Origin of the sequence: uncultured Catenibacterium sp. (assembly GCF_900540665.1) — a bacterium.
Classification (GTDB): domain Bacteria; phylum Bacillota_I; class Bacilli_A; order Erysipelotrichales; family Coprobacillaceae; genus Catenibacterium.
The window spans coordinates 1-19,415 of the sequence record NZ_UQGV01000001.1; the positions used below are offsets into that span (position 1 = coordinate 1).

The following is a 19,415-nucleotide window of genomic DNA, read 5'->3' on the forward strand; positions in this document are numbered from 1 at the left end:
AACCTACATTCTTATATTGTCCTAAACCTACATTTTTATATTGACTTTTGCAAAATGTATTAAATACAAGATTCTCGTGACTTGATGTGAATATAACCAGACAGTTATGCTTGTTTTTATGATATTTTGCGATTTCAATACCGTTCTTATCATTTAATTCAATATCCATGAATATAACATCATATGTACCTTCTATTTGATCAAAATGGTCAGTAATCACATTTGTAATCATATTAGGATTATGAAAGTATTCATTTATATCCTTTTGTAGCTGCATTGCGAAAGCAGTATTATCATCACAAATCAGTATATTCATAACATCACCTCTGTAATATTTTAACATATTATTTTATTAGATTAGAGAGGATTTTTTGTGGAATGTCTTTTATGCACGAAAATGTGTCTCTTATGCGAGAATTATAGGCAAATTTAATATCATAGTATAACATTTAGTTAACATCTAGATGGAAATTAAAAAGAGGAAGGTTTAAAGCAATGAAGAGATTAATGATAATACTATTATCTCTTGTGATGATTTTAAATATCCCGATAACTAATGTTTTTGCAGATCATATTGAAGAAAACAATTTGAATCATTATTCCTATGAATTATTTGAGAATAGTGAAAAAAGATATGTGGATGTAATTAATAAGAAAAAAAAGCATGTAGATTATATAGTATATGATAAAAAGACAGGTGTACTCACAATTAATAGAAGAAATAAAAAGTGTATTGTTCATGCAAATCATCCTAGAAATGCATCACATTATAAAATGAATTTTACTGTTGATTATCAAACAGCTGGACTTCTAGCAGGTAGTATTTTAGCTTTTACAGCAACTTCTATTTCATCCCTTAAAAAGGTGATGCCAGCTTTTAAGTTAGCGGTAGGAACTCAAGTAAAAGGCTGTTTAAAATATAAATGTCAGAAGAATAATAGGAGAACTTATATAACTCTTACAATGAAATTTGGTAGTGGCCCAAAAAAGTCATATAGTTTTAAAACTAATAGTTTGCGGATGAGCACTAAACCTTATATTTAAACACTCACATTTTATTAAGGAGGACTTACTATGAGAAAATTTTTGAATTTAAATATATGTGTATGGATATTGGTTACGTTTTTGTTTGAGTTTTTAGATGGTAGCAATATGATTCCATCTCAATATCGTCTAGGAATAGCGGCTATCATTCTGATCATTGATGCAATCTGTGCAATAATCGCAATTGTTGAAAGTAGAAAGAAAAATCATTCAATTAAAATGTTTTTAGATGATTATGTTTGTACTTTAGTTTCGGCGACTATTTTTACACTTCTAGTATTTAATGTTGTTCCATCAAGATTTCGTTCCGAAGTAGAATCTATAACTATTTTGTATTTAATTATAGGCTTGGTCTACAATTTTGTTAAGGATTGGAAATCAATAAAATCAACATCTAAAAATAATAGACTCTCATAGGAGGATTCATTATGAAATTTTTAACAAAAAAAAACGTCATGAAAATATGTACTAGATTGAGTACTGCGTTCACAGTATGGTATTTGATGTTTGGTGATTCTTACACGATATTATCAAAAAATCGATCAATTATATTAGTTATACTCTTTGTGCTTGATGCAATCATTTTAAGATATCTTCTTAATGACAGAATGAAAGAGAACAAATCAAAAGAAGTATTTTTACAAACTGATATCTTTGTGCTTATTTCACTTATTGTTCTTATACCTTTGCATTTAGATATTGTACATCCAATTATTGGTGCAGTATTATCAGGTTCAGTAATAATTTACCAGGTAATCGCAATTACTCATAATATTAAAGAGAGAAGAAAGAAAAAGAAAAAAAGAAATCAGTCGCAATCCCTAGCGTCTAATAAAAAAATAATATACTATTATATGTAAGAGAGGTTCTATTATGAAAAAAATTCTGAATTATTTTACTGGTGTAATCATTACATTCCTATTTCTAATATTTAATGATCTTGATGCGATTCCATCAAAGTATCGTTTAGGAATAGCAGCAGTTATTTTGATTTTTGATGCAATAGTACTTGTTTATGAGCTTATTGAAAGTATGAAGAAAAACAAATCCGCAAAAGTATTACTTCAAGAGAATATTTGTATGATCATTATATTTATGATTTTGTTGATTTTGAGAATAAGTCATTTTTCTCAAGAATGTAAGTTTGTGATTGCAGGAGTGTTAGTCTGTTATATTATAATAAGTATAATCTATAATCATAAGAAAAAGGTGGAATTTGATTAATCCACCTTTTTTAAAGCGCAAAAAAAGAGTTGTAATGATTTCATTACAACTCTCGTTAATATTAATAGTTACCCTGAGCAATCATGGCATCTACAACTTTTTCAAAGCCTGCAATGTTTGCACCTTTGATTAAGTCATAACCTAAACCATATTTTTCAGCTGCTGCAACAGAGTTATTGTAGATATCTACCATGATAGTATGTAGTTTTGCATCTACTTCTTCTCTAGTCCAGTTATAACGCATTGAGTTCTGACTCATTTCAAGTGCAGAAACTGCAACACCACCAGCATTTGCTGCCTTTGCAGGACCTAAAGTACCACCATGTGTTGTGAAGTATTCAATTGCTTCTGGAGTAGTAGGCATATTAGCACCTTCGATAATATACTTACATCCATTTTCAATTAACTTCTTAACATCTTCTTCTTCGATTTCATTCTGTGTTGCACAAGGGAATGCCATATCACATTTAACACCCCAAGGCTTTTCTCCTGGATGGAATTCAGCACCGAACTTTTCAGCATAGTCTTTTAACTTAACATCGTTCTTAGTTCTGATTTCAACAAGGAAGTCCCACTTTTCCTGAGTATTAATACCATCTGCGTCATAGACATAACCATCTCTACCAGAAATAGTTACAACCTTAGCACCAAGTTCAGTTGCTTTCTGAGCAACACCCCATGCTACGTTACCATATGCAGAACATGCAATAGTCTTGCCTTCATAGCTGTCATTGAAATGCTTTAATACTTCATTACCATAATAAACAGCACCAAAACCAGTTGCTTCAGGACGGATCAAGCTTCCGCCAAATGGTAAAGCCTTACCAGTTAAAACACCGTTTTCATAAGCATCTTTAATTCTCTTATACTGTCCAAATAAGTATCCGATTTCTCTTCCACCTACACCGATATCACCAGCAGGTACGTCTACGTTAGGGCCGATATGACGGTATAATTCAGTCATGAATGACTGACAGAATCGCATAACTTCAGCATCACTCTTACCCTGTGGATCAAAGTCAGAACCACCTTTACCACCACCGATAGGTAAAGTTGTAAGAGAGTTCTTTAAAATCTGTTCAAGACCTAAGAATTTAATAATACCTAAGTTTACTGAAGGATGGAATCTTAAACCACCTTTGTAAGGACCGATTGCGCTAGAGAACTGTACACGGTAACCTCTATTCACAATAGTCTTACCTTCATCATTAACCCAAGGGACTTTAAACATAATGACTCTTTCAGGTTCAGTAAATCTTTCAAGGATAGCCATATTTTCATATTCAGGGTGTGCTTCAATAACTGGTTCCAAACTCTTTAAGATGTTTGTAGCCGCTTCAATGAATTCTGGCTGATCAGCATTCTTTTCTTTTAATTCTGTTAAAACCTTATCAACATATTTCATAACGAAATCCTCCTTGAGACAATTATATTATGTGTATGATAGAATTTCTATAAAATAAGAAATTATTATCACAAAGATAAAATAAGGGTTAAGGTAATAAAAAAATAGGATTTATGTTTTTTGTCTAAAATTAGGCAGGAAGTTCTAGTTTGATAGGTGACAAGATGAAAGCTGATACAATGATTGATGGACTATATATTTTTGGGGATGGTATAATACATATATAGAAAAATTTTTTTGTTGGAGGAGGGATTGAATTGAAATTTGATAGATGTCCTTATTGTTCAGGTAAATTAATTCACGGTTATATCAAAACAAGGGATGAGGCTTTGACATGGTCAACGGATTCTAAAATACCAGTTTTTCCAGATAGCTGGCATTATTTACAGGAAGATGTCAAATTAGGTAATTTCCGTTATTTTAAAGGTGATAAAATCGATGCATACAGATGTGATACATGTCATGTCATTATCATAGCTGACAACAAGGAATAAAAAAATGAGCACCACATTATTGTGATGCTCATTAGATTTTGAATCAGTTGAATTATGCAATCTTTTCGCCTTTTAATAGTTTATAAACGATATAAGCGACTAAAGCACCAGTAAGTGGTGATAATAAGAATACCCATAACTGATTAAGTGCAGTGCCTTTGCCAAGTATCTTCATAATAACAGCTGGACCAAATGATCTTGCAGGGTTAATAGAAGCACCGGTAAATGGGATACCTAGAATGGTTACAAGTGTTAAAGCACCACCAATTAATAATCCAGATAGTCTTTCTAATCTCTCATCATTGACTACATGTAAGTACACTAATACAAATACAAAAGTTAATACAGATTCTACAAGAATAGCACCCTTTACATCTAATGAAATCATACTTAAAGAACTATAACCTGTCTGTCCAATACCTAAAGTAGTAATAGATACACTAGGAATACATTTAAGAATACCAAGTAGTAATCCACTTGCAAGAATTGCCCCTAATAGCTGTGCTACAATATACAGGAACATTTCTGCTAGAGAGATAGCTCCATTAAAATACATTGCAATAGACACTGCTGGATTAACATGTGCTCCTGAAATAGAAGAGAACATATAATAAACAAATGTCATTGCAAGACCGAATACAACTGCAATACCGATAATACCTGCTACTGTACTATATGTAGAACCTAGTCCTGTAGATCCAAGTAATGCATAGGCTGTAGTACCTAGAAATACAAGAAGGAAAGTACCAAGTAGTTCAGATAGAAATTTCTTGATTTTCATTGAATACCTCCAATATTTTTATGAATTGAGTGTAAGACAAATTCAATAACTTGTCAAATGACCCTAATCCATGTAGAATGTGAAAAGGTGATAAAATGAAAAAATTTAAAGATTTTAGAGTAACAGTATTTATGATCATTATGATTCCTGCATTACTTGCATTATCTATTTATTCCAAGGTCGTATGGCATTCACAGATGCGTTTTGTTTTAGCTCTTATTATGACAATCACTATCGCATTAATCTGTTTGGCTGGCTATAATCTTCACTTATATAGCGATATTATCATGATATATACATGGAAATATGTCGCATTGCTTCCAGAAATGATTGAAGTAAAAGATATTAAATCAATCAAGGCAGTAGGTAAACATAAGATCAAGATTGCTCATAAGTATATTTCTTATGCTTATGTAAGTAATAGTGAAGAGTTCATGGAAAACTATCAATTATTACAGGAATCCGCGAAAGAACAAGAAAATATGTAAAATCATGTGAAATACCAAATGGGCATCTATTTGGTGTTTTCTTTTACTAAAAAACCATATAGTCGTATATGTGACTATATGGTCTGATTATTTCCCTTTGAGTACAGTATACATATTAACTAAAGATAATATGATAGATATACCGAAGAATAGTGTATCGAGAATACTGGAACTTATACCTAGTTCATCTATAAGAATAGCTGTGTTCCAGAAAGATATTGCAGCAGATATAGAAATACCTAAAGAAATCAAAACAAGTAGTACGCTATTATTATGATTACGTTTGATAAATAGGAATAAGAGTAACTGTAGAATCAATACAATTAAGAAGTAAATAATAGTTGTAGTCATGATTCTTCTTTCTTTATGTTAAGTATTTTTACAAATATATTGTATCATAATAATAATATCAACAAGTATATATATTTGAATAAGTATTGTAGAATGAATTTTACAAACATACAATGTATTAAAGTGTTCACTATAGATTTGTGCCAATTACTTTTTTCATCTTATGCAAAAAAAAGCTTTTAGAAGATAATAAGTGTATGATGCCTTCTAGGAGGGTTAAAGATATGGATCTAGCTATTTCACTTGCTACACAAATTGGAGCTTTATTTATTATGATAGGAGTAGGATATGTACTCATTAAAACAGATATATGTACAATATCAGAATCAAAACTTTTATCACAGATTGTATTATATGTTTCTGCACCTTGTGCAATCATCAATTCATTCCAGATTGACTTGACAGAAGAAAAGTTAAAAGGTTTCTTACTGTCTATTGGTGCAGCTATTCTTGTACATGTTATTTATTATATACTTGCTAAGATACTCACAAAGAAATGTCATTTTAATGCGATTGAATCAATGTCCATCATGTATCCTAACTGTGGAAACTTGATTCTTCCTCTTGTTTCTATCGTATTAGGGAACGAAATGGTTTTCTATTGTTCAGGTTATATGATTGTACAGACTATATTATTGTGGACACATTGTAAGTTTATTATTAGTGAAGATACACACTTTGATTTAAAGAAGATTCTCTTGAACATCAATATGATTGCGATTGCAGCAGGTATCATTATGTTTTTTTTACAGATTAAATTACCTACGATGTTTCAGAGTGCTGTATCTGGTATGGGCAGCTTAATGGGACCATTGAGTATGTTTGTAGTTGGAATGTTACTTGCTGGTATGAATATGAAGGAAGTCTTTACCAATGTCCGTGCTTATGTCGTATGTTTCCTTCGTTTAGTTGTATTCCCAGCAATTATTTTATTAGTTTTTATTTTTACAGGTATGACAAAACTATTCCCAAGTGCATCACAGGTATTAATGATTTCATTACTTGCAGCCAGTGGTCCAGCCGCTTCTACTGTGACTCAGTTTGCGCAATTATATGATAATCATGCTTTTGAAAGTTCAGTTATTAACGCATTATCTGTTCTTTTATGTATTATTACTATGCCAATCATCAATATCATCTATACGTTTTTGTTGTAAAATATAAAAACAACGTGCATAATAGTGAATATAAGGAGGGCTAAAATGTCACAAACTACGAAACGCGCTATTGAAGCGTCTTTGAAACATTTATTATTAAAGAAGCCTCTTGATAAGATCACTATTAATGATATTGCGGAAGACTGTGGTATCAGCCGTATGACTTTCTATTATCATTTCCAGGATATTTATGATCTCGTAGAATGGTCATGTATTCAGGATGCTGAAGAAGTATTACAGGGCCATAAAACATCTGATACATGGGAAGAAGGTCTCTATGCACTCTTTGGTGCTATCTTAGACAACAAACCATTTGTCACTAATGTTTATCGTTCTGTTAGTCGTGAACATGTAGAAACATATCTTTATAGAATTGTATATAAGTTATTAAAGGATGTTGTAGATGAACAGGCTGTAGGAATGAATGTCAGAGAAGATGACAAAGAGTTCCTTGCGAATTTCTATAAGTATTCTTTTGTCGGTCTTACATTAGAATGGATCAATAATGATATGCGACAGGACCCAGAACTTATTATCCGTAAACTAGATAAAGCAATCAAAGGAAACATCAAAGCGGCCTTAAAACGCTATGAAACCTTTTAAACAAAAACACTATAATGTATAAAGAATAAACATCTTGTATGGGATGTTTATTTTTTTATATTTTATTTTTTCTATACTATGAGGATAGGAGGGATTGCCATGGATTTATTTGTGAAGCCAAGAAAAAGAGAAAACATTGATGCACATAATGCATATATATTAGGAAGTGACTTTACTAGCTTAGTGACTGCCTGTTATTTATTGAGAGATGGTTCATTAAAGGGTGAACATATTCATATTATAGATTCAGTAGATTCATTTCACCATTATGAGTCTTATCTTTCTTTTGTAGATAATCGTAGTCTCTATTTATGGGATATATTACGTTCTATACCTTCTATAGAAACAGAGGGACTCACTGTTTTAGATGAAATGACTTATTTAAATCATGATGCACCTATGAAGACTATTCATAATATACAATTAAGTGATCAATTAATATCAGAACTAGTTCATTTCTTCTTTACTTCAGATGAACAATTAGAAGGTAAACAGATTAAAGATGTATTCAGTCAGGACTTTATGGAATCTGATTTCTATTATTATTGGCATGCTTTATTTCCAGTCAATGATGCTTATTCTTTTAAAGTGACATTACATCGCTATATGCATATATTGACCTCGCACAGCATGATTTCTCCTAAGTACTGTATATATGAATCAGTGATTGTACCTATTATAGAATATCTAGAGGCACATCATGTAGTCTTCCATTTCAATACTGAAGTGACTCATATAGAAACAGAAGACAATAAAGCCACTGCCTTTTCTATTAAGAGTGAAGGCATGGAAGAAACTATAGATTTGACAAATCAGGATCTTCTATTTATTCATACTAGTCAAAGTAAAGATTCTATAGGGCATGCAGTTATTACAACTCATTATGAAAAGATCATCTATTACTTAAGAAATATACTTCAAAAAGATCCACTTTCTGGTGAAGATATTACAGGTGGTGTTATTCCAATTAATGAATCAGCCTGGGAGCTCAACTGGACAATACCAAGACAGCCTTACTATAAGAACCAGAAAGAGAATGAATGTGTTATTTTACTTCATGGATTACATCCAGAGAAGACAGGTGATTATGTAGCAAAGTCTATGCTAGAAAGTAAAGGCTATGAGATATGTGCAGAATGGCTTTATCATTTAGGTATTCCACAAGATAAAATCAATGAATTCTCATTGATGTCTGCTTCTACCGTTCCTTACACTCATACTAGTACTCATTGTGAAGCACACACCAATGGATTAAATTATGCTTATATAGGTGAAGGAGTTTCATTACCTTATGAATATCCAGGTAGCTTAGATTATCTTGTGCATACCGCAATGAATGCAGTGTATAGTTTATTACATATCACTAGAAGTATTCCAGCTTATCGTTATTCTATTGAAGACTATTTAAGTGTCTTCTCATCTTTATATGGTGATGAGACATTCATGGAAACTCAGTCATTCACAAAACGTCTTGTCTTAAAAGAGTTGTTAAAAAGAATAGAGGGCTCTGATCTAGAAGCCCTATTAAAGGAATATAAGTTCTTCTAGATAATATGAAAGTACTTTCTTATAAGAATCTCATTATGAGGTTCTTTTTTTTTACGACAGGCAGTCGTTTATATGTCATGTCAACAAGGGCATGCAAAAACTTAAAGAACTAGGTATAGCGTTCTATACAAAAGAGAAATTAAAGAAAATGGACTATTCTTTATCAAGATAGTCCAATCATAAATTAAATAAATAGTAAATTGGTAAGCCGTATGCATTAATAGTGCACGTACGGTTTGATAAGGGGCTAGCCTAGTGATAGGTTAGCCTACTTTCTTAGGTGCTCAAGTTCATCGGAACACTTGGTCACCCTAATCGGAATGAGTGATTAATTAAAGTGGAATAATAAACACCCTATCCTATATTTAACAGAATTATAAAAGAACGGAAAACAAATTATTAGTAAAATTCTTCTAAAAATATTACTTTGAATTATTCTTAATAAATACGTATAATAATGATGTAAGGAGTGATTGTTATGCCAGTTATTAAACCTATTTCAGATTTAAGAAATTATAATCAAGTGCTAGAAAAAGTATCTGTTGGCTCACCTGTTTATTTGACAAAAAATGGTCATGGTTGTTATACGATTATGGATATCAATGAACAGGAGGAAATGTATGAAAAAGCAATGAAGTACGATAAACTTGTTGCTGAGATGAAACTTATGAGCATGTTAAATGAAAGTGTTGTTTCTGCTAATGAAGAAGGGTGGATTGATGAAGACGAAATGCTAAAACATTTTGAAAAGAGATTCAACAATGATTAAAGTATTTTATTCACCAAAATCAAGAAAAGATTTGGATAAAATTTATGATTATATCTATGATGATTTGAATAATCCGATTGCAGCAGAAAAAACAGTAAAAGGAATTCTCAATAAAATTGGTGAAATTAAGGAATATCCTCGACTTGGACCAGTATGGTATTTAGAAAATAATATTGATAGTGGATTTCGATTTTTAACATGTGATAATTACATTATATTTTATCAGATTACTAAAGAAACTATTTTGATTGTACGAATACTACATCGCCTGCAAGATTATGTTAAACAATTATTTTAAGAAAAGATATCAATTTTTACATGGTAGATTTATATAAAAATTTAATTCCAGTTTTATTTTATAATTGAGAGCCTTTTTTAAGGCTCTTTTTTGTATTAAAATGCTTTTTTTTATGAATGAAATGTGGTAGTATATTAAAAACCGAGGTGAATATTTATGAAAAATACAATTTTTGTCAACAATTTACACCATCACCATCGTGGTTCTAGTTAGGGTTATATCAATTTGATACAGCCCGTTTTGACATACAACTCAAAAAAGCGGACACGAAACAATGACATAAGGGAACAGGTCATTGGACCTGTTCCTTTTTACATATAAGGGGGACATAACTTTGGAAGAATTTAAATATCTGATTCCTGAAGAAAGTAATGATGCAACTAGAATGGACGCTTCTTTAATGCGTACAATTGAAGGACATTTAAGAAAAACATTCAATGCACATGAATATCAGGAGTTATTATTACCTACATTTGAATATGCAGACTTGTTAAGTGGTTTTGGGACAAATGAAGAAACAATGTTTCAGTTTATCAATCATGAAGGCAAGCGTATTACGTTAAGAACTGACTTTACTGTACCGATTGCACGTATCTATAGTAACGCTCATACAGATGAAGTAAGACGTTATAGTTATTTTGGTAAGGTATATCGTACCCAGGCACGACATAAAGGTAGAAGTTCAGAACTGTTCCAGGGTGGTATTGAGTTATTTGGTCTTCCTGGACGTGAGGGAGATCAGGAATGCTTATCACTTATTGAAGAAACAATGCAGAATATTGGTTTAAGTGATTTAAAACTAGAACTTGGTTCTGCAAAGTTCTATAAGCGTTTAATGGCTCTTGTAATGGATCGTTCTCTTACTGATATCTTAAAGAAAAAGAAAAGTTCTGATATGAAACATTTAGTAGAAGCACATGATTTTGATGAAGATTTAAATAAACTCTTATTAATTCTTCCTAGTGCTTTTGGGAATATTAAATGTTTAAGAGAAGTAAAAGAGATTGTGAAGGATGAAGAACTTCTAGAAGCTATTGAAGAGATGGAATCATTGTATGAGTTCTCTAATCATAAAGAGAATATGATCTTTGATTTATGCATGGTGCCTGAAAGAAGCTATTATACAGGTATTATGATGAAGGGATTCTCTTATTATAGTGCTCATCCAATTCTCCAGGGAGGACGTTATGATCATTTGTTTGATCATTTCTATAAGAACGTACCTTCTATTGGATTCTCATATCATTTGAATAATGTATTGGATGCAATAGGAAAGGAGAATGAAGCCAATGATTAAGATTGCGATTACTAAAGGAAGAATAGAAAAGCAGGTATGTAAGTTATTACAACAGCAGGGCTTTGATATAGATCCTATTTTTAATAAAGACCGTGAGTTATTAATAGAGACAAAGGATGGTATTTCAATGATCTTTGCGAAAGCAAATGATGTATTGACTTTCCTAGAACACGGTATTGTGGATGTTGGATTTGTCGGTAAGGATACTTTGGATGAATCTGATTTTGATGATTATTATGAGTTATTAGATTTAGAGATTGGTAAATGTTATTTTGCGTTAGCGGCTTATCCAGAATATCGCACAAAGACATTTAATCGTCGTAAACGTATTACTTCTAAATATACAAAGACCGCAAAAGAATATTTCGCATCTAAACAGGAGGATGTAGAAATTATTAAACTGGAAGGTTCTGTAGAGTTGGGACCTGTTGTTGGTTTATCTGATGCGATTGTAGATATTGTAGAAACAGGATCTACACTTAAGGCCAATGGTCTTGAAGTGATTGAAAAGATTTCAGATATTTCTACAAGAATGGTTGTGAATAAAGTGGCTTTAAAATATAAGAAGGATGAAATATTCAAACTAGTGGATGCACTAAAGAAGGGGGATCATTAAAGTGTTAAAAGAATTGATTTATAAAGGAAACTATGAAGAACTAGAAAATAAACTTCATACAAGAAAAACTGAAATATCTGAAGAAGTCAATAAGGCAGTCAGTGAAATCATTAATAATGTACGTGAAAATGGGGATGATGCATTAAAGGAATACTGTGCTAAGTTTGATGGTTTCCATGTTTCTAGAAAGGATGATTTCATCGTTTCTAAACAAGAAATCATGGATGCTATTACTAAGGTAGGACCTGAATTCATGAAGATTCTAGAACGCACAAAGGATCAGATCACTGAATATCATAAGAACCAGATTGAAAAATCATGGACTATGTATAAGGATAATGGTGTTGTCATGGGACAGTTAGTGCGTCCAATCGCCACAGTGGCTTTATATGTGCCAGGTGGAACGGCTACTTATCCTTCTACTGTTATGATGAATGCTGTACCTGCAAAGCTTGCAGGTGTAGAAGATCTTTATATTATTACACCAGTAAAGAAGGATGGTAAGGTCTCTGATGTTATTTTAGCTGCTGCTTATGTAGCTGGTATTACTAAGATTTATAAATGTGGTGGAGCACAGGGTGTTGCCGCTGCTGCTTATGGAACTGATACAATTACGAAGGCAGATAAGATTGTGGGTCCAGGTAATATCTTTGTCGCAACTGCAAAGAAGTTATGTTATGGAGTCGTTGATATTGATATGATTGCCGGACCTAGTGAAATTCTTATTGTCGCTGATGAGAACGCAAATCCTAAATATATCGCAGCTGACTTAATGAGCCAGGCTGAACATGATAAGCTTGCCAGTGCGATTCTTATTACAACTTCAAAAGAATTAGTAAAGAATGTAGATGAAGAATTAGTTAGACAGGTAGAAGACTTACCTCGTAAAGACATCATCAAGTCTTCATTAGATAACTATGGTGGTGCTGTTATTGTAGATAGTATCAAGGAAGGTATTAACTTATCTAATAAGATTGCACCTGAACATTTAGAAGTATTAGTAGATAACCCATTAGAACAATTACCAAATATCAAGAACGCTGGTTCTATCTTCTTAGGTGAATATACACCAGAACCATTAGGTGACTATATGAGTGGTACAAACCATGTATTACCAACAGGTGGTACTGCTAAGTTCTATAGTGCTTTAGGTGTTTATGATTTCGTAAAACATTCTGCTTTCAGCTATTATCCACAGGCAGTACTTGGCACATTCAAGGATGATATTATGAAGTTTGCACATCTAGAAGGTTTAGATGCACATGCTAATAGTATCAAGGTACGTTTCGAGGATTAATTTATGCGACAGGCAGAAATAGAAAGACAGACAAAAGAGACATATGTATATGTTTCTTTAAATATTGATGGTAAAGGAGAAGCAGATGTGGATACAGGTGTAGGGTTCATGGACCATATGCTTGAGCTTCTTGCTTTCCATGGTAATTTTGATTTAAAGGTAAGATGTAAAGGTGATCTACAGGTTGATTCTCATCATACTGTAGAAGACTTAGGGATTGTCTTAGGACAGTGCTTCAATAAAGCTTTAGGTGATAAGCGTGGTATTACCCGTTATGGTCATTTTACTATCCCTATGGATGAAGCACTTGTGACGACTGACTTGGATTTTAGTGGACGTCCTTATTTAGTTTTTAATGTGGAACTAGATAATATTCATCTAGGTAATTATGAAGTAGAAATGACAGAAGAATTCTTCCGTGCATTTGCCTATAACTGCTTCATGACTTTACATATTAATGAACATTATGGTAAGAATACACATCATATTATAGAGGCAATATTTAAATCTATGGCACGTGCCATCAAGGAGGCTGTCACAATTGATGAAGCCCACATTGGGCAGGTAGTATCAAGTAAAGGGGTGTTATAAATGATTGCGATTGTTGATTATCATGTAGGAAATCTTGGATCAGTCACAAATGCTTGTAAAAGACAGGGGATGGATGTAGTTGTCACAAATGATCCTGAAGTTATTCGTCAGGCGGATGGCATTATTTTTCCTGGTGTTGGCGCATTTCCTGCAGCTATGAGTAATTTAGAAGCATGTCATCTTGTACCTGTACTTAATGAAGTGAAGGATAAGGGAACACCAATACTTGGTATTTGTATTGGGATGCAGCTTTTATTTGAAGAAGGCAGTGAGAATGGACATACAAAGGGATTAGGATTCTTAAAGGGTTCTGTCGATAAGATGGAAGTCGATGCAAAGCTTCCACATATGGGATGGAATCAGTTAGTTATTAAACAGTCTCATCCTTTATTAAAGTATGTAGAAGAAGGCGATTATGTCTACTTTGTCCATTCATATAGTGCGCATTGTCCAGAAGATGAGATTGGGGCTTATGTGAATTATGGTGGTAAGAAGATTACTGCTTTTGTATATAAAGATAATGTCATGGGTACGCAGTTCCACCCTGAAAAGAGTGGAGAGATTGGTAAGAAGATCTTACGTGCCTTTAAGGAGTTGGTGTCATGTTAGTTATTCCAGCCATTGATTTAAAAGATGGAGAAGCAGTCCGTCTTTATAAGGGCGATTACAATAAGAAAGTTGTTTATTCATCACATCCTGAAGAATTAGCAGCAGGATTTGAGAAGATGGGTGCAAAGTATCTCCATGTAGTAGATCTAGATGGTGCAAAAGATGCCCATGCAACTAATAAAGAAACAATTAAAAGAATACGTGCTGCTATTTCTATTCCCATGGAATTAGGAGGAGGTATTCGTGATATGGATACAGTCTCTATGTATTTAGATGAGATTGGGGTAGATCGTGTGATTCTTGGTACGGCGGCTATTAAGAATCCTGCTTTTCTTGATGAAGCATTAAAAAAGTATGGACCAGAAAGAATAGTCGTAGGAGTAGATGTAAGAGATAGAAAGGTCAGTATTGCTGGCTGGCTTGAAACAAGTGATGTAGATTATCTGACATTTATTCATCAATTAGAAGAAAGAGGTGTGAAATACATAGTATGTACGGACATCTCTAAAGATGGTACCCTCACAGGTCCTTCTTTCCCTCTTTATGAAGAAATACACGCTAATTCTAAGATTAACTTTGTCGTCTCTGGTGGTGTAAAAGATGATGAAGATGTCTATGAAGTTAATAAACGTGATTATTATGCCTGTATTGTAGGTAAAGCATACTATGAAGGGCGTATTAATCTAAAGGAGGTCATTGAAAATGCTGGCTAAAAGAATTATTCCCTGTCTAGATATTAAAGATGGGAAGGTTGTAAAAGGTGTTAATTTCGTTGGCCTGAAGGATGTTGGTGACCCCATTGAACTAGCGAAAGAATATGACCGTCAAAGTGCAGATGAAGTTGTCTTTCTAGACATTACTGCTACATATGAAAATAGAGACATCATCAAGGACCTGATCCAAAGAGGGGCTGATGAACTTTCTATTCCACTATGTGTGGGTGGCGGTATTCGTACAGTTGAAGACTTTCGTATGATTCTTGCAGCAGGTGCAGATAAGGTATCTGTTAACTCAGCTGCCGTCAAGAATCCAAATATTATTAAGGAAGCCAGTGATGAGTTTGGTGTTCAATGTGTAGTTGTCGCAGTAGATGCCAAGGCGAGAGAAGACCATTCTGGATGGGATGTCTATGTTGCAGGTGGACGTACAAATACTGGACTCGATTTAATAGAATGGGTTAAGAAATGTGAATCTCTTGGTGCTGGTGAAATACTTCTTACAAGTATGGATGCGGATGGAACAAGAGATGGATTTGATATCGATATGTTGAAGGCAGTAGTGGCAGCAGTTAATATTCCAGTTATCGCAAGTGGTGGCTGTGGTGGTAAAGAAGATATCGTAGATGTCTTTAAAGAAACAGACTGCGATGCTGCATTAGCTGCAAGTTTATTCCACTTTGGTGAAGCCACAGTGGATGAAGTTAAGGAATCCTGTGCACAGGCAGGTATTCCAGTAAGGAGAAATATGTAATGAAACCAGATTTTGAGAAAATGAATGGTCTTGTACCTGCAATTGTACAGGATGTCAAGACTAAACAGGTATTAATGCTTGCTTATGTGAATGAAGAAGCCTATGAAAAGATGTTAGAAACAGGAGATACTTGGTTCTATTCACGTTCAAGAAATAAACTATGGCATAAAGGGGAAGAATCAGGACATTTCCAGCATATTAAGGGTCTTTATTTAGATTGTGATTTAGATACAATCGTTATTTATGTAGAACAGGTCGGAGCTGCTTGTCATACAGGTTCTTATTCTTGCTTCTTTAATGAAGTGATTCCTTATGACAATAGTGATTTTGCACATGAACTTTATGATCTTATTGAAGATAGAAAAGTACATCCAGTAGAAAAATCTTATACAAACTACTTATTAAATGAAGGTATTGATAAAATCTGTAAGAAGGTTGGAGAAGAAGCGACTGAAACAGTTATTGCAGCTAAGAATACATCTAAAGAAGATTTAATTGGTGAAATCGGCGATTTATATTATCATGTATTAGTCTTAATGAGTGTCTATGGTTTAACTGTAGATGATGTTTTAGATAAATTAAAGGAAAGACATAAGGTGACAGGCAACAAAAAAGTATTCCATACAAGAGGAGAGATTTAAATCTCTCCTCTTTTTTGTTATAATCGAGTAAGAGAGGTGTTTGTATGAAATTAGAAAAGTTATTAAATGGTTTTGAATATGAAATCATTGGGAATAAAGATGTCGATATTACAACATTAGTCTATGATTCACGTAAGGTAGAAGAAGGCAGCTTATTTGTCTGTATGGTTGGTGCTGCTTTTAATGCACATGATTTTATTGATCAGGTGATTGAAAAAGGAGCCCATGCGATTGTGATTTCTCAGGATGTACCTTTAAAAGAGGGGATGACTTATATTAGGGTCAAGGATACACGTATTGCGTTGGCTTTATTATCTTGTGCTTATTTTGATTATCCTAGTAAGGAATTAAAGGTAGTTGGTATTACAGGAACAAAAGGTAAGACAAGTTCTTCATTAATGATCAAGTCTATTCTAGAACATGCAGGTAAGAAGGTTGGTATTATTGGGACAAATGGTACTTTTATTGGAGATATCCATGAACCTACAGCCAATACAACACCAGAATCTTATGAATTACAGCGTATCATGAGAAAGATGGTAGAACATGATTGTGAATACTGTGTGATGGAAGTATCAAGTCAAGCTTTGAAAATGAACCGTGTTGCTGGTATTGAATTTGATTATGGTGTCTTTACAAATATTTCACCTGATCATATTGGTCCAAATGAACATAAGGATTTTGCGGAATATATGGCATGTAAGAAACATTTATTTGATTTCTGTCAGGTTGGTTTATTTAATAAGGATGATGAACATTTTGAAGAGTTCACAAAGGATGTTCCTTGCAAGGTATTAACATACAGTATTGAAAAAGACAGTGATCTTAAAGCTCTCCATATTGAGTTATATAATGAGAATGGTGAATTAGGTATTACCTTTGATACGAAGGGATTGATTAATGCCTCTTTTAAAGCTTCTATGCCAGGTAAGTTCAATGCCTATAATGCATTAGTGGCCATTATGATCTGTTATTTAATTGATGTACCTACAAAGGATATACAAAATACATTACCACAGGTTCATGTATTAGGTAGAGGACAAGTTATGCATGTCTCACCTGATTATAGTGTATTAATTGATTATGCTCATAATGGTGTTTCTTTTGAAAGTATTATTTCTACTGTAGAACAATATAATCCTAATAAGCTAATTGTTGTCTATGGTAGTGGAGGAAAACGTTCTAAAACAAGACGATATGAATCAGGAGAAGTAGTCGCAAAGCATGGTGGTTATTCTATCTTGACTGCAGATAACCCAAGAGGAGAAAAGATTGTAGATATCTGCAAGGATATCGTAGTCGGTATTGATAAATATCATGGTGAATATACTATTATTCCTGACCGTAAAGAAGCCATCTATCATGCATTAGATATGGCTAGTAAGGGTGATGTTGTCTTATTACTTGGTAAAGGTCATGAAACATATATGATTGGTGAAGATGAAGTGACACGCCATTTCTCTGAAACAGAAGTATTAGAGGAATATAAGAAGGAGCGTGGACTCAATGCGTAAGATTGATTATCATATGCATACACATTTTAGTGGTGATAGTGAATCAAGTCCTCGTGAACATATTGAACAGGCAATTAGAATGGGATTAGATGAAATATGTTTTACGGATCATCGTGATTTTGATTATCCTATTGATACATTTGATCTAGATACAGATGCTTATTTCATGGAACTGAGTGCCTTGAAGAATGAATATGTAGACCGTATTACTATTAAGATTGGTGTAGAAGTTGGATTAGACACAGATCATATTGATGAAATCAATGAATTTGTATCACAATGTCCTTTTGATTATGTTATTGGTTCTATTCATGTCATTCATCATACAGAATTCTATTATGGAGAATTCTTCAAGGGTAAGACTAAAGAAGAAGCACATAGAGAATTCTTTGAAGAAACATTAAAATGTGTACAGACATTTGACTGTTTTAATTGTTTAGGTCATTTAGACTATATTATGCGTTATGGCCCTTATGAGGATAAACGTGTAGAACATGAATTGTATCAGGATATTATTGATGAAATCTTAAAGACACTTATTCAAAAGGGTAAGGGTATTGAAGTCAATACATCGGGATATGCATTAAATAAGACATGTGGGTTCCCTAATTTTGATATTGTGAAGCGTTATAAAGAATTAGGTGGTACAATTATTACTGTTGGTACTGATTCTCATACAAGTGATCGTGTAGGAGAACATGTAGATGATGTTTTAAAACATTATCAGGAAATTGGTTTTGACGATGTAACTACATTCACAAAAAGAGTGAAAGATAATTAAGTCTATGTTATAATAGGCGAGATGGGAGAGATAAAGATGATAGAAATACTTACAAAAGATGACGTAGAAGAACTAAACAGCGAAAAAAATGATCAATACTACATTCCTGGTGAATTATTTAATGGGATGCAGTACAACCTTATAAGACTAGAAGTAAAATGGGCTTATGTGGCTGTATTAAATACATTATTGAATAAACCACATTATGATCAGGATAATAATGCCTATGTAAAAGATGATTCTCCTGCAATTATTGAGATGTTGGTTAAGATTGCGAATAAGAAAGTCAATGCCGCAAAGATTGAAGGATATCTTGATGAGATGGATGAATTAGAACTCGTAAGACGTGATGGAAGAAACGTTTACGTTAGAAAAATTGTTTCAATTTTTTAGAGAAAGGTTCCTTTCTCTTTTTTAATAGATAAGGGGGAATATTT

25 protein-coding genes and 1 pseudogene are annotated in these 19,415 nt (G+C 33.1%); 22 read left to right on the forward strand and 4 right to left on the reverse strand.

The window, feature by feature from the left end:
* Positions 1-316: pseudogene (locus tag QZQ55_RS00005) on the reverse strand (response regulator); the annotation flags it as partial.
* Positions 317-495: 179 nt separating this feature from the next.
* Here QZQ55_RS00005 and QZQ55_RS00010 point away from each other — a divergent pair.
* The 4 genes from QZQ55_RS00010 to QZQ55_RS00025 are packed head-to-tail and all read left to right on the forward strand — an operon-like array spanning position 496 to position 2,268.
* Positions 496-1,044 (forward strand): hypothetical protein, encoded by a 549-nt coding sequence (locus tag QZQ55_RS00010; protein WP_295088314.1) that lies wholly within the window; start codon positions 496-498, stop codon positions 1,042-1,044.
* A 30-nt stretch (positions 1,045-1,074) separates the two neighbouring features.
* Complete coding sequence (locus QZQ55_RS00015; RefSeq protein ID WP_295088317.1) at positions 1,075-1,461, forward strand: hypothetical protein; 387 nt, start codon at positions 1,075-1,077, stop codon at positions 1,459-1,461.
* A gap of 11 nt (positions 1,462-1,472) precedes the next feature.
* Positions 1,473-1,904 carry a hypothetical protein gene (locus QZQ55_RS00020; protein WP_295088320.1) on the forward strand — a complete coding sequence of 144 codons (432 nt, stop codon included), beginning with the start codon at positions 1,473-1,475 and terminating at the stop codon, positions 1,902-1,904.
* Positions 1,905-1,917: 13 nt separating this feature from the next.
* Positions 1,918-2,268: a hypothetical protein gene (locus QZQ55_RS00025; protein WP_295088323.1), complete on the forward strand. Its 351-nt coding sequence runs from the start codon at positions 1,918-1,920 to the stop codon at positions 2,266-2,268.
* Between the two features lie 61 nt (positions 2,269-2,329).
* On the opposite strand, the gene gdhA is transcribed toward QZQ55_RS00025, so the two are convergent.
* Positions 2,330-3,673, reverse strand: a complete 1,344-nt coding sequence (gdhA, locus tag QZQ55_RS00030) for an NADP-specific glutamate dehydrogenase (RefSeq protein ID WP_295088326.1) — start codon at positions 3,671-3,673, stop codon at positions 2,330-2,332.
* A 257-nt stretch (positions 3,674-3,930) separates the two neighbouring features.
* On the opposite strand from gdhA, the gene QZQ55_RS00035 reads away from it, so the two are divergent.
* Entirely contained in the window at positions 3,931-4,167 is a 237-nt protein-coding gene (locus tag QZQ55_RS00035; RefSeq protein WP_295088329.1) for a PF20097 family protein, read from the forward strand.
* Between the two features lie 52 nt (positions 4,168-4,219).
* Here QZQ55_RS00035 and QZQ55_RS00040 read toward each other — a convergent pair whose 3' ends face one another.
* Positions 4,220-4,948, reverse strand: a complete 729-nt coding sequence (locus QZQ55_RS00040) for an MIP/aquaporin family protein (RefSeq protein ID WP_295088332.1) — start codon at positions 4,946-4,948, stop codon at positions 4,220-4,222.
* A 95-nt stretch (positions 4,949-5,043) separates the two neighbouring features.
* Between QZQ55_RS00040 and QZQ55_RS00045 the strand changes: the two genes are divergently transcribed.
* Positions 5,044-5,436: a hypothetical protein gene (locus QZQ55_RS00045; RefSeq protein WP_295088335.1), complete on the forward strand. Its 393-nt coding sequence runs from the start codon at positions 5,044-5,046 to the stop codon at positions 5,434-5,436.
* 87 nt (positions 5,437-5,523) lie between these two features.
* On the opposite strand, the gene QZQ55_RS00050 is transcribed toward QZQ55_RS00045, so the two are convergent.
* Positions 5,524-5,787: a hypothetical protein gene (locus QZQ55_RS00050; protein WP_295088339.1), complete on the reverse strand. Its 264-nt coding sequence runs from the start codon at positions 5,785-5,787 to the stop codon at positions 5,524-5,526.
* Between the two features lie 224 nt (positions 5,788-6,011).
* Between QZQ55_RS00050 and QZQ55_RS00055 the strand changes: the two genes are divergently transcribed.
* From QZQ55_RS00055 to QZQ55_RS00130, 16 genes are all read left to right on the forward strand, one after another.
* Positions 6,012-6,944: an AEC family transporter gene (locus QZQ55_RS00055; protein WP_295088342.1), complete on the forward strand. Its 933-nt coding sequence runs from the start codon at positions 6,012-6,014 to the stop codon at positions 6,942-6,944.
* Positions 6,945-6,989: 45 nt separating this feature from the next.
* Positions 6,990-7,547 carry a TetR/AcrR family transcriptional regulator gene (locus QZQ55_RS00060; RefSeq protein WP_006504883.1) on the forward strand — a complete coding sequence of 186 codons (558 nt, stop codon included), beginning with the start codon at positions 6,990-6,992 and terminating at the stop codon, positions 7,545-7,547.
* Positions 7,548-7,646: 99 nt separating this feature from the next.
* Complete coding sequence (locus QZQ55_RS00065; protein WP_295088346.1) at positions 7,647-9,095, forward strand: oleate hydratase; 1,449 nt, start codon at positions 7,647-7,649, stop codon at positions 9,093-9,095.
* A 478-nt stretch (positions 9,096-9,573) separates the two neighbouring features.
* Positions 9,574-9,864 (forward strand): hypothetical protein, encoded by a 291-nt coding sequence (locus tag QZQ55_RS00070; RefSeq protein ID WP_006504885.1) that lies wholly within the window; start codon positions 9,574-9,576, stop codon positions 9,862-9,864.
* On the forward strand, positions 9,857-10,162 hold the full coding sequence (locus QZQ55_RS00075; protein ID WP_295088349.1) for a type II toxin-antitoxin system RelE/ParE family toxin: 306 nt from the start codon (positions 9,857-9,859) through the stop codon (positions 10,160-10,162). The genes QZQ55_RS00070 and QZQ55_RS00075 overlap by 8 nt, the downstream gene beginning before the upstream one ends.
* Before the next feature lie 334 nt (positions 10,163-10,496).
* On the forward strand, positions 10,497-11,459 hold the full coding sequence (locus tag QZQ55_RS00080) for an ATP phosphoribosyltransferase regulatory subunit (protein ID WP_307982727.1): 963 nt from the start codon (positions 10,497-10,499) through the stop codon (positions 11,457-11,459).
* On the forward strand, positions 11,452-12,075 hold the full coding sequence (hisG, locus tag QZQ55_RS00085) for an ATP phosphoribosyltransferase (RefSeq protein ID WP_307982770.1): 624 nt from the start codon (positions 11,452-11,454) through the stop codon (positions 12,073-12,075). The genes QZQ55_RS00080 and hisG overlap by 8 nt, the downstream gene beginning before the upstream one ends.
* A 1-nt stretch (position 12,076) precedes the next feature.
* Positions 12,077-13,372 carry a histidinol dehydrogenase gene (gene hisD, locus QZQ55_RS00090; protein ID WP_270397534.1) on the forward strand — a complete coding sequence of 432 codons (1,296 nt, stop codon included), beginning with the start codon at positions 12,077-12,079 and terminating at the stop codon, positions 13,370-13,372.
* Positions 13,373-13,375: 3 nt separating this feature from the next.
* Complete coding sequence (hisB, locus tag QZQ55_RS00095; protein WP_022425668.1) at positions 13,376-13,963, forward strand: imidazoleglycerol-phosphate dehydratase HisB; 588 nt, start codon at positions 13,376-13,378, stop codon at positions 13,961-13,963.
* Positions 13,964-14,572, forward strand: coding sequence for an imidazole glycerol phosphate synthase subunit HisH (gene hisH, locus QZQ55_RS00100; protein ID WP_295088355.1), 609 nt, complete (start codon positions 13,964-13,966; stop codon positions 14,570-14,572).
* Entirely contained in the window at positions 14,566-15,285 is a 720-nt protein-coding gene (gene hisA, locus QZQ55_RS00105; protein ID WP_006506048.1) for a 1-(5-phosphoribosyl)-5-[(5-phosphoribosylamino)methylideneamino]imidazole-4-carboxamide isomerase, read from the forward strand. The genes hisH and hisA overlap by 7 nt, the downstream gene beginning before the upstream one ends.
* Positions 15,275-16,042, forward strand: coding sequence for an imidazole glycerol phosphate synthase subunit HisF (hisF, locus tag QZQ55_RS00110; protein WP_270397528.1), 768 nt, complete (start codon positions 15,275-15,277; stop codon positions 16,040-16,042). Before hisA ends, hisF begins: the two co-directional genes overlap by 11 nt.
* Positions 16,042-16,683, forward strand: coding sequence for a bifunctional phosphoribosyl-AMP cyclohydrolase/phosphoribosyl-ATP diphosphatase HisIE (hisIE, locus tag QZQ55_RS00115; RefSeq protein WP_270397525.1), 642 nt, complete (start codon positions 16,042-16,044; stop codon positions 16,681-16,683). The genes hisF and hisIE overlap by 1 nt, the downstream gene beginning before the upstream one ends.
* A 44-nt stretch (positions 16,684-16,727) precedes the next feature.
* Complete coding sequence (locus tag QZQ55_RS00120; protein WP_295088358.1) at positions 16,728-18,197, forward strand: UDP-N-acetylmuramoyl-L-alanyl-D-glutamate--2,6-diaminopimelate ligase; 1,470 nt, start codon at positions 16,728-16,730, stop codon at positions 18,195-18,197.
* On the forward strand, positions 18,190-18,978 hold the full coding sequence (locus QZQ55_RS00125) for a histidinol-phosphatase HisJ family protein (RefSeq protein WP_295088361.1): 789 nt from the start codon (positions 18,190-18,192) through the stop codon (positions 18,976-18,978). Before QZQ55_RS00120 ends, QZQ55_RS00125 begins: the two co-directional genes overlap by 8 nt.
* A gap of 36 nt (positions 18,979-19,014) precedes the next feature.
* Positions 19,015-19,371 (forward strand): hypothetical protein, encoded by a 357-nt coding sequence (locus tag QZQ55_RS00130; RefSeq protein WP_022425662.1) that lies wholly within the window; start codon positions 19,015-19,017, stop codon positions 19,369-19,371.
* Positions 19,372-19,415: the final 44 nt, after the last annotated feature.

Excerpts from the sequence above, each read along its gene's own strand:
- QZQ55_RS00015 (WP_295088317.1), top strand. The coding sequence starts at position 1,075 with ATGAGAAAATTTTTGAATTTAAATATATGTGTATGGATATTGGTTACG.
- QZQ55_RS00120 (WP_295088358.1), top strand. The coding sequence starts at position 16,728 with ATGAAATTAGAAAAGTTATTAAATGGTTTTGAATATGAAATCATTGGG.
- QZQ55_RS00010 (WP_295088314.1), top strand. The coding sequence starts at position 496 with ATGAAGAGATTAATGATAATACTATTATCTCTTGTGATGATTTTAAAT.
- QZQ55_RS00040 (WP_295088332.1), bottom strand. The coding sequence starts at position 4,948 with ATGAAAATCAAGAAATTTCTATCTGAACTACTTGGTACTTTCCTTCTT.
- gdhA (WP_295088326.1), bottom strand. The coding sequence starts at position 3,673 with ATGAAATATGTTGATAAGGTTTTAACAGAATTAAAAGAAAAGAATGCT.
- QZQ55_RS00125 (WP_295088361.1), top strand. The coding sequence starts at position 18,190 with ATGCGTAAGATTGATTATCATATGCATACACATTTTAGTGGTGATAGT.
- QZQ55_RS00045 (WP_295088335.1), top strand. The coding sequence starts at position 5,044 with ATGAAAAAATTTAAAGATTTTAGAGTAACAGTATTTATGATCATTATG.
- QZQ55_RS00060 (WP_006504883.1), top strand. The coding sequence starts at position 6,990 with ATGTCACAAACTACGAAACGCGCTATTGAAGCGTCTTTGAAACATTTA.
- hisG (WP_307982770.1), top strand. The coding sequence starts at position 11,452 with ATGATTAAGATTGCGATTACTAAAGGAAGAATAGAAAAGCAGGTATGT.
- QZQ55_RS00075 (WP_295088349.1), top strand. The coding sequence starts at position 9,857 with ATGATTAAAGTATTTTATTCACCAAAATCAAGAAAAGATTTGGATAAA.
- QZQ55_RS00070 (WP_006504885.1), top strand. The coding sequence starts at position 9,574 with ATGCCAGTTATTAAACCTATTTCAGATTTAAGAAATTATAATCAAGTG.
- hisH (WP_295088355.1), top strand. The coding sequence starts at position 13,964 with ATGATTGCGATTGTTGATTATCATGTAGGAAATCTTGGATCAGTCACA.
- hisF (WP_270397528.1), top strand. The coding sequence starts at position 15,275 with ATGCTGGCTAAAAGAATTATTCCCTGTCTAGATATTAAAGATGGGAAG.
- QZQ55_RS00065 (WP_295088346.1), top strand. The coding sequence starts at position 7,647 with ATGGATTTATTTGTGAAGCCAAGAAAAAGAGAAAACATTGATGCACAT.
- QZQ55_RS00050 (WP_295088339.1), bottom strand. The coding sequence starts at position 5,787 with ATGACTACAACTATTATTTACTTCTTAATTGTATTGATTCTACAGTTA.
- QZQ55_RS00020 (WP_295088320.1), top strand. The coding sequence starts at position 1,473 with ATGAAATTTTTAACAAAAAAAAACGTCATGAAAATATGTACTAGATTG.
- hisIE (WP_270397525.1), top strand. The coding sequence starts at position 16,042 with ATGAAACCAGATTTTGAGAAAATGAATGGTCTTGTACCTGCAATTGTA.
- QZQ55_RS00025 (WP_295088323.1), top strand. The coding sequence starts at position 1,918 with ATGAAAAAAATTCTGAATTATTTTACTGGTGTAATCATTACATTCCTA.
- QZQ55_RS00055 (WP_295088342.1), top strand. The coding sequence starts at position 6,012 with ATGGATCTAGCTATTTCACTTGCTACACAAATTGGAGCTTTATTTATT.
- hisA (WP_006506048.1), top strand. The coding sequence starts at position 14,566 with ATGTTAGTTATTCCAGCCATTGATTTAAAAGATGGAGAAGCAGTCCGT.
- hisB (WP_022425668.1), top strand. The coding sequence starts at position 13,376 with ATGCGACAGGCAGAAATAGAAAGACAGACAAAAGAGACATATGTATAT.
- QZQ55_RS00130 (WP_022425662.1), top strand. The coding sequence starts at position 19,015 with ATGATAGAAATACTTACAAAAGATGACGTAGAAGAACTAAACAGCGAA.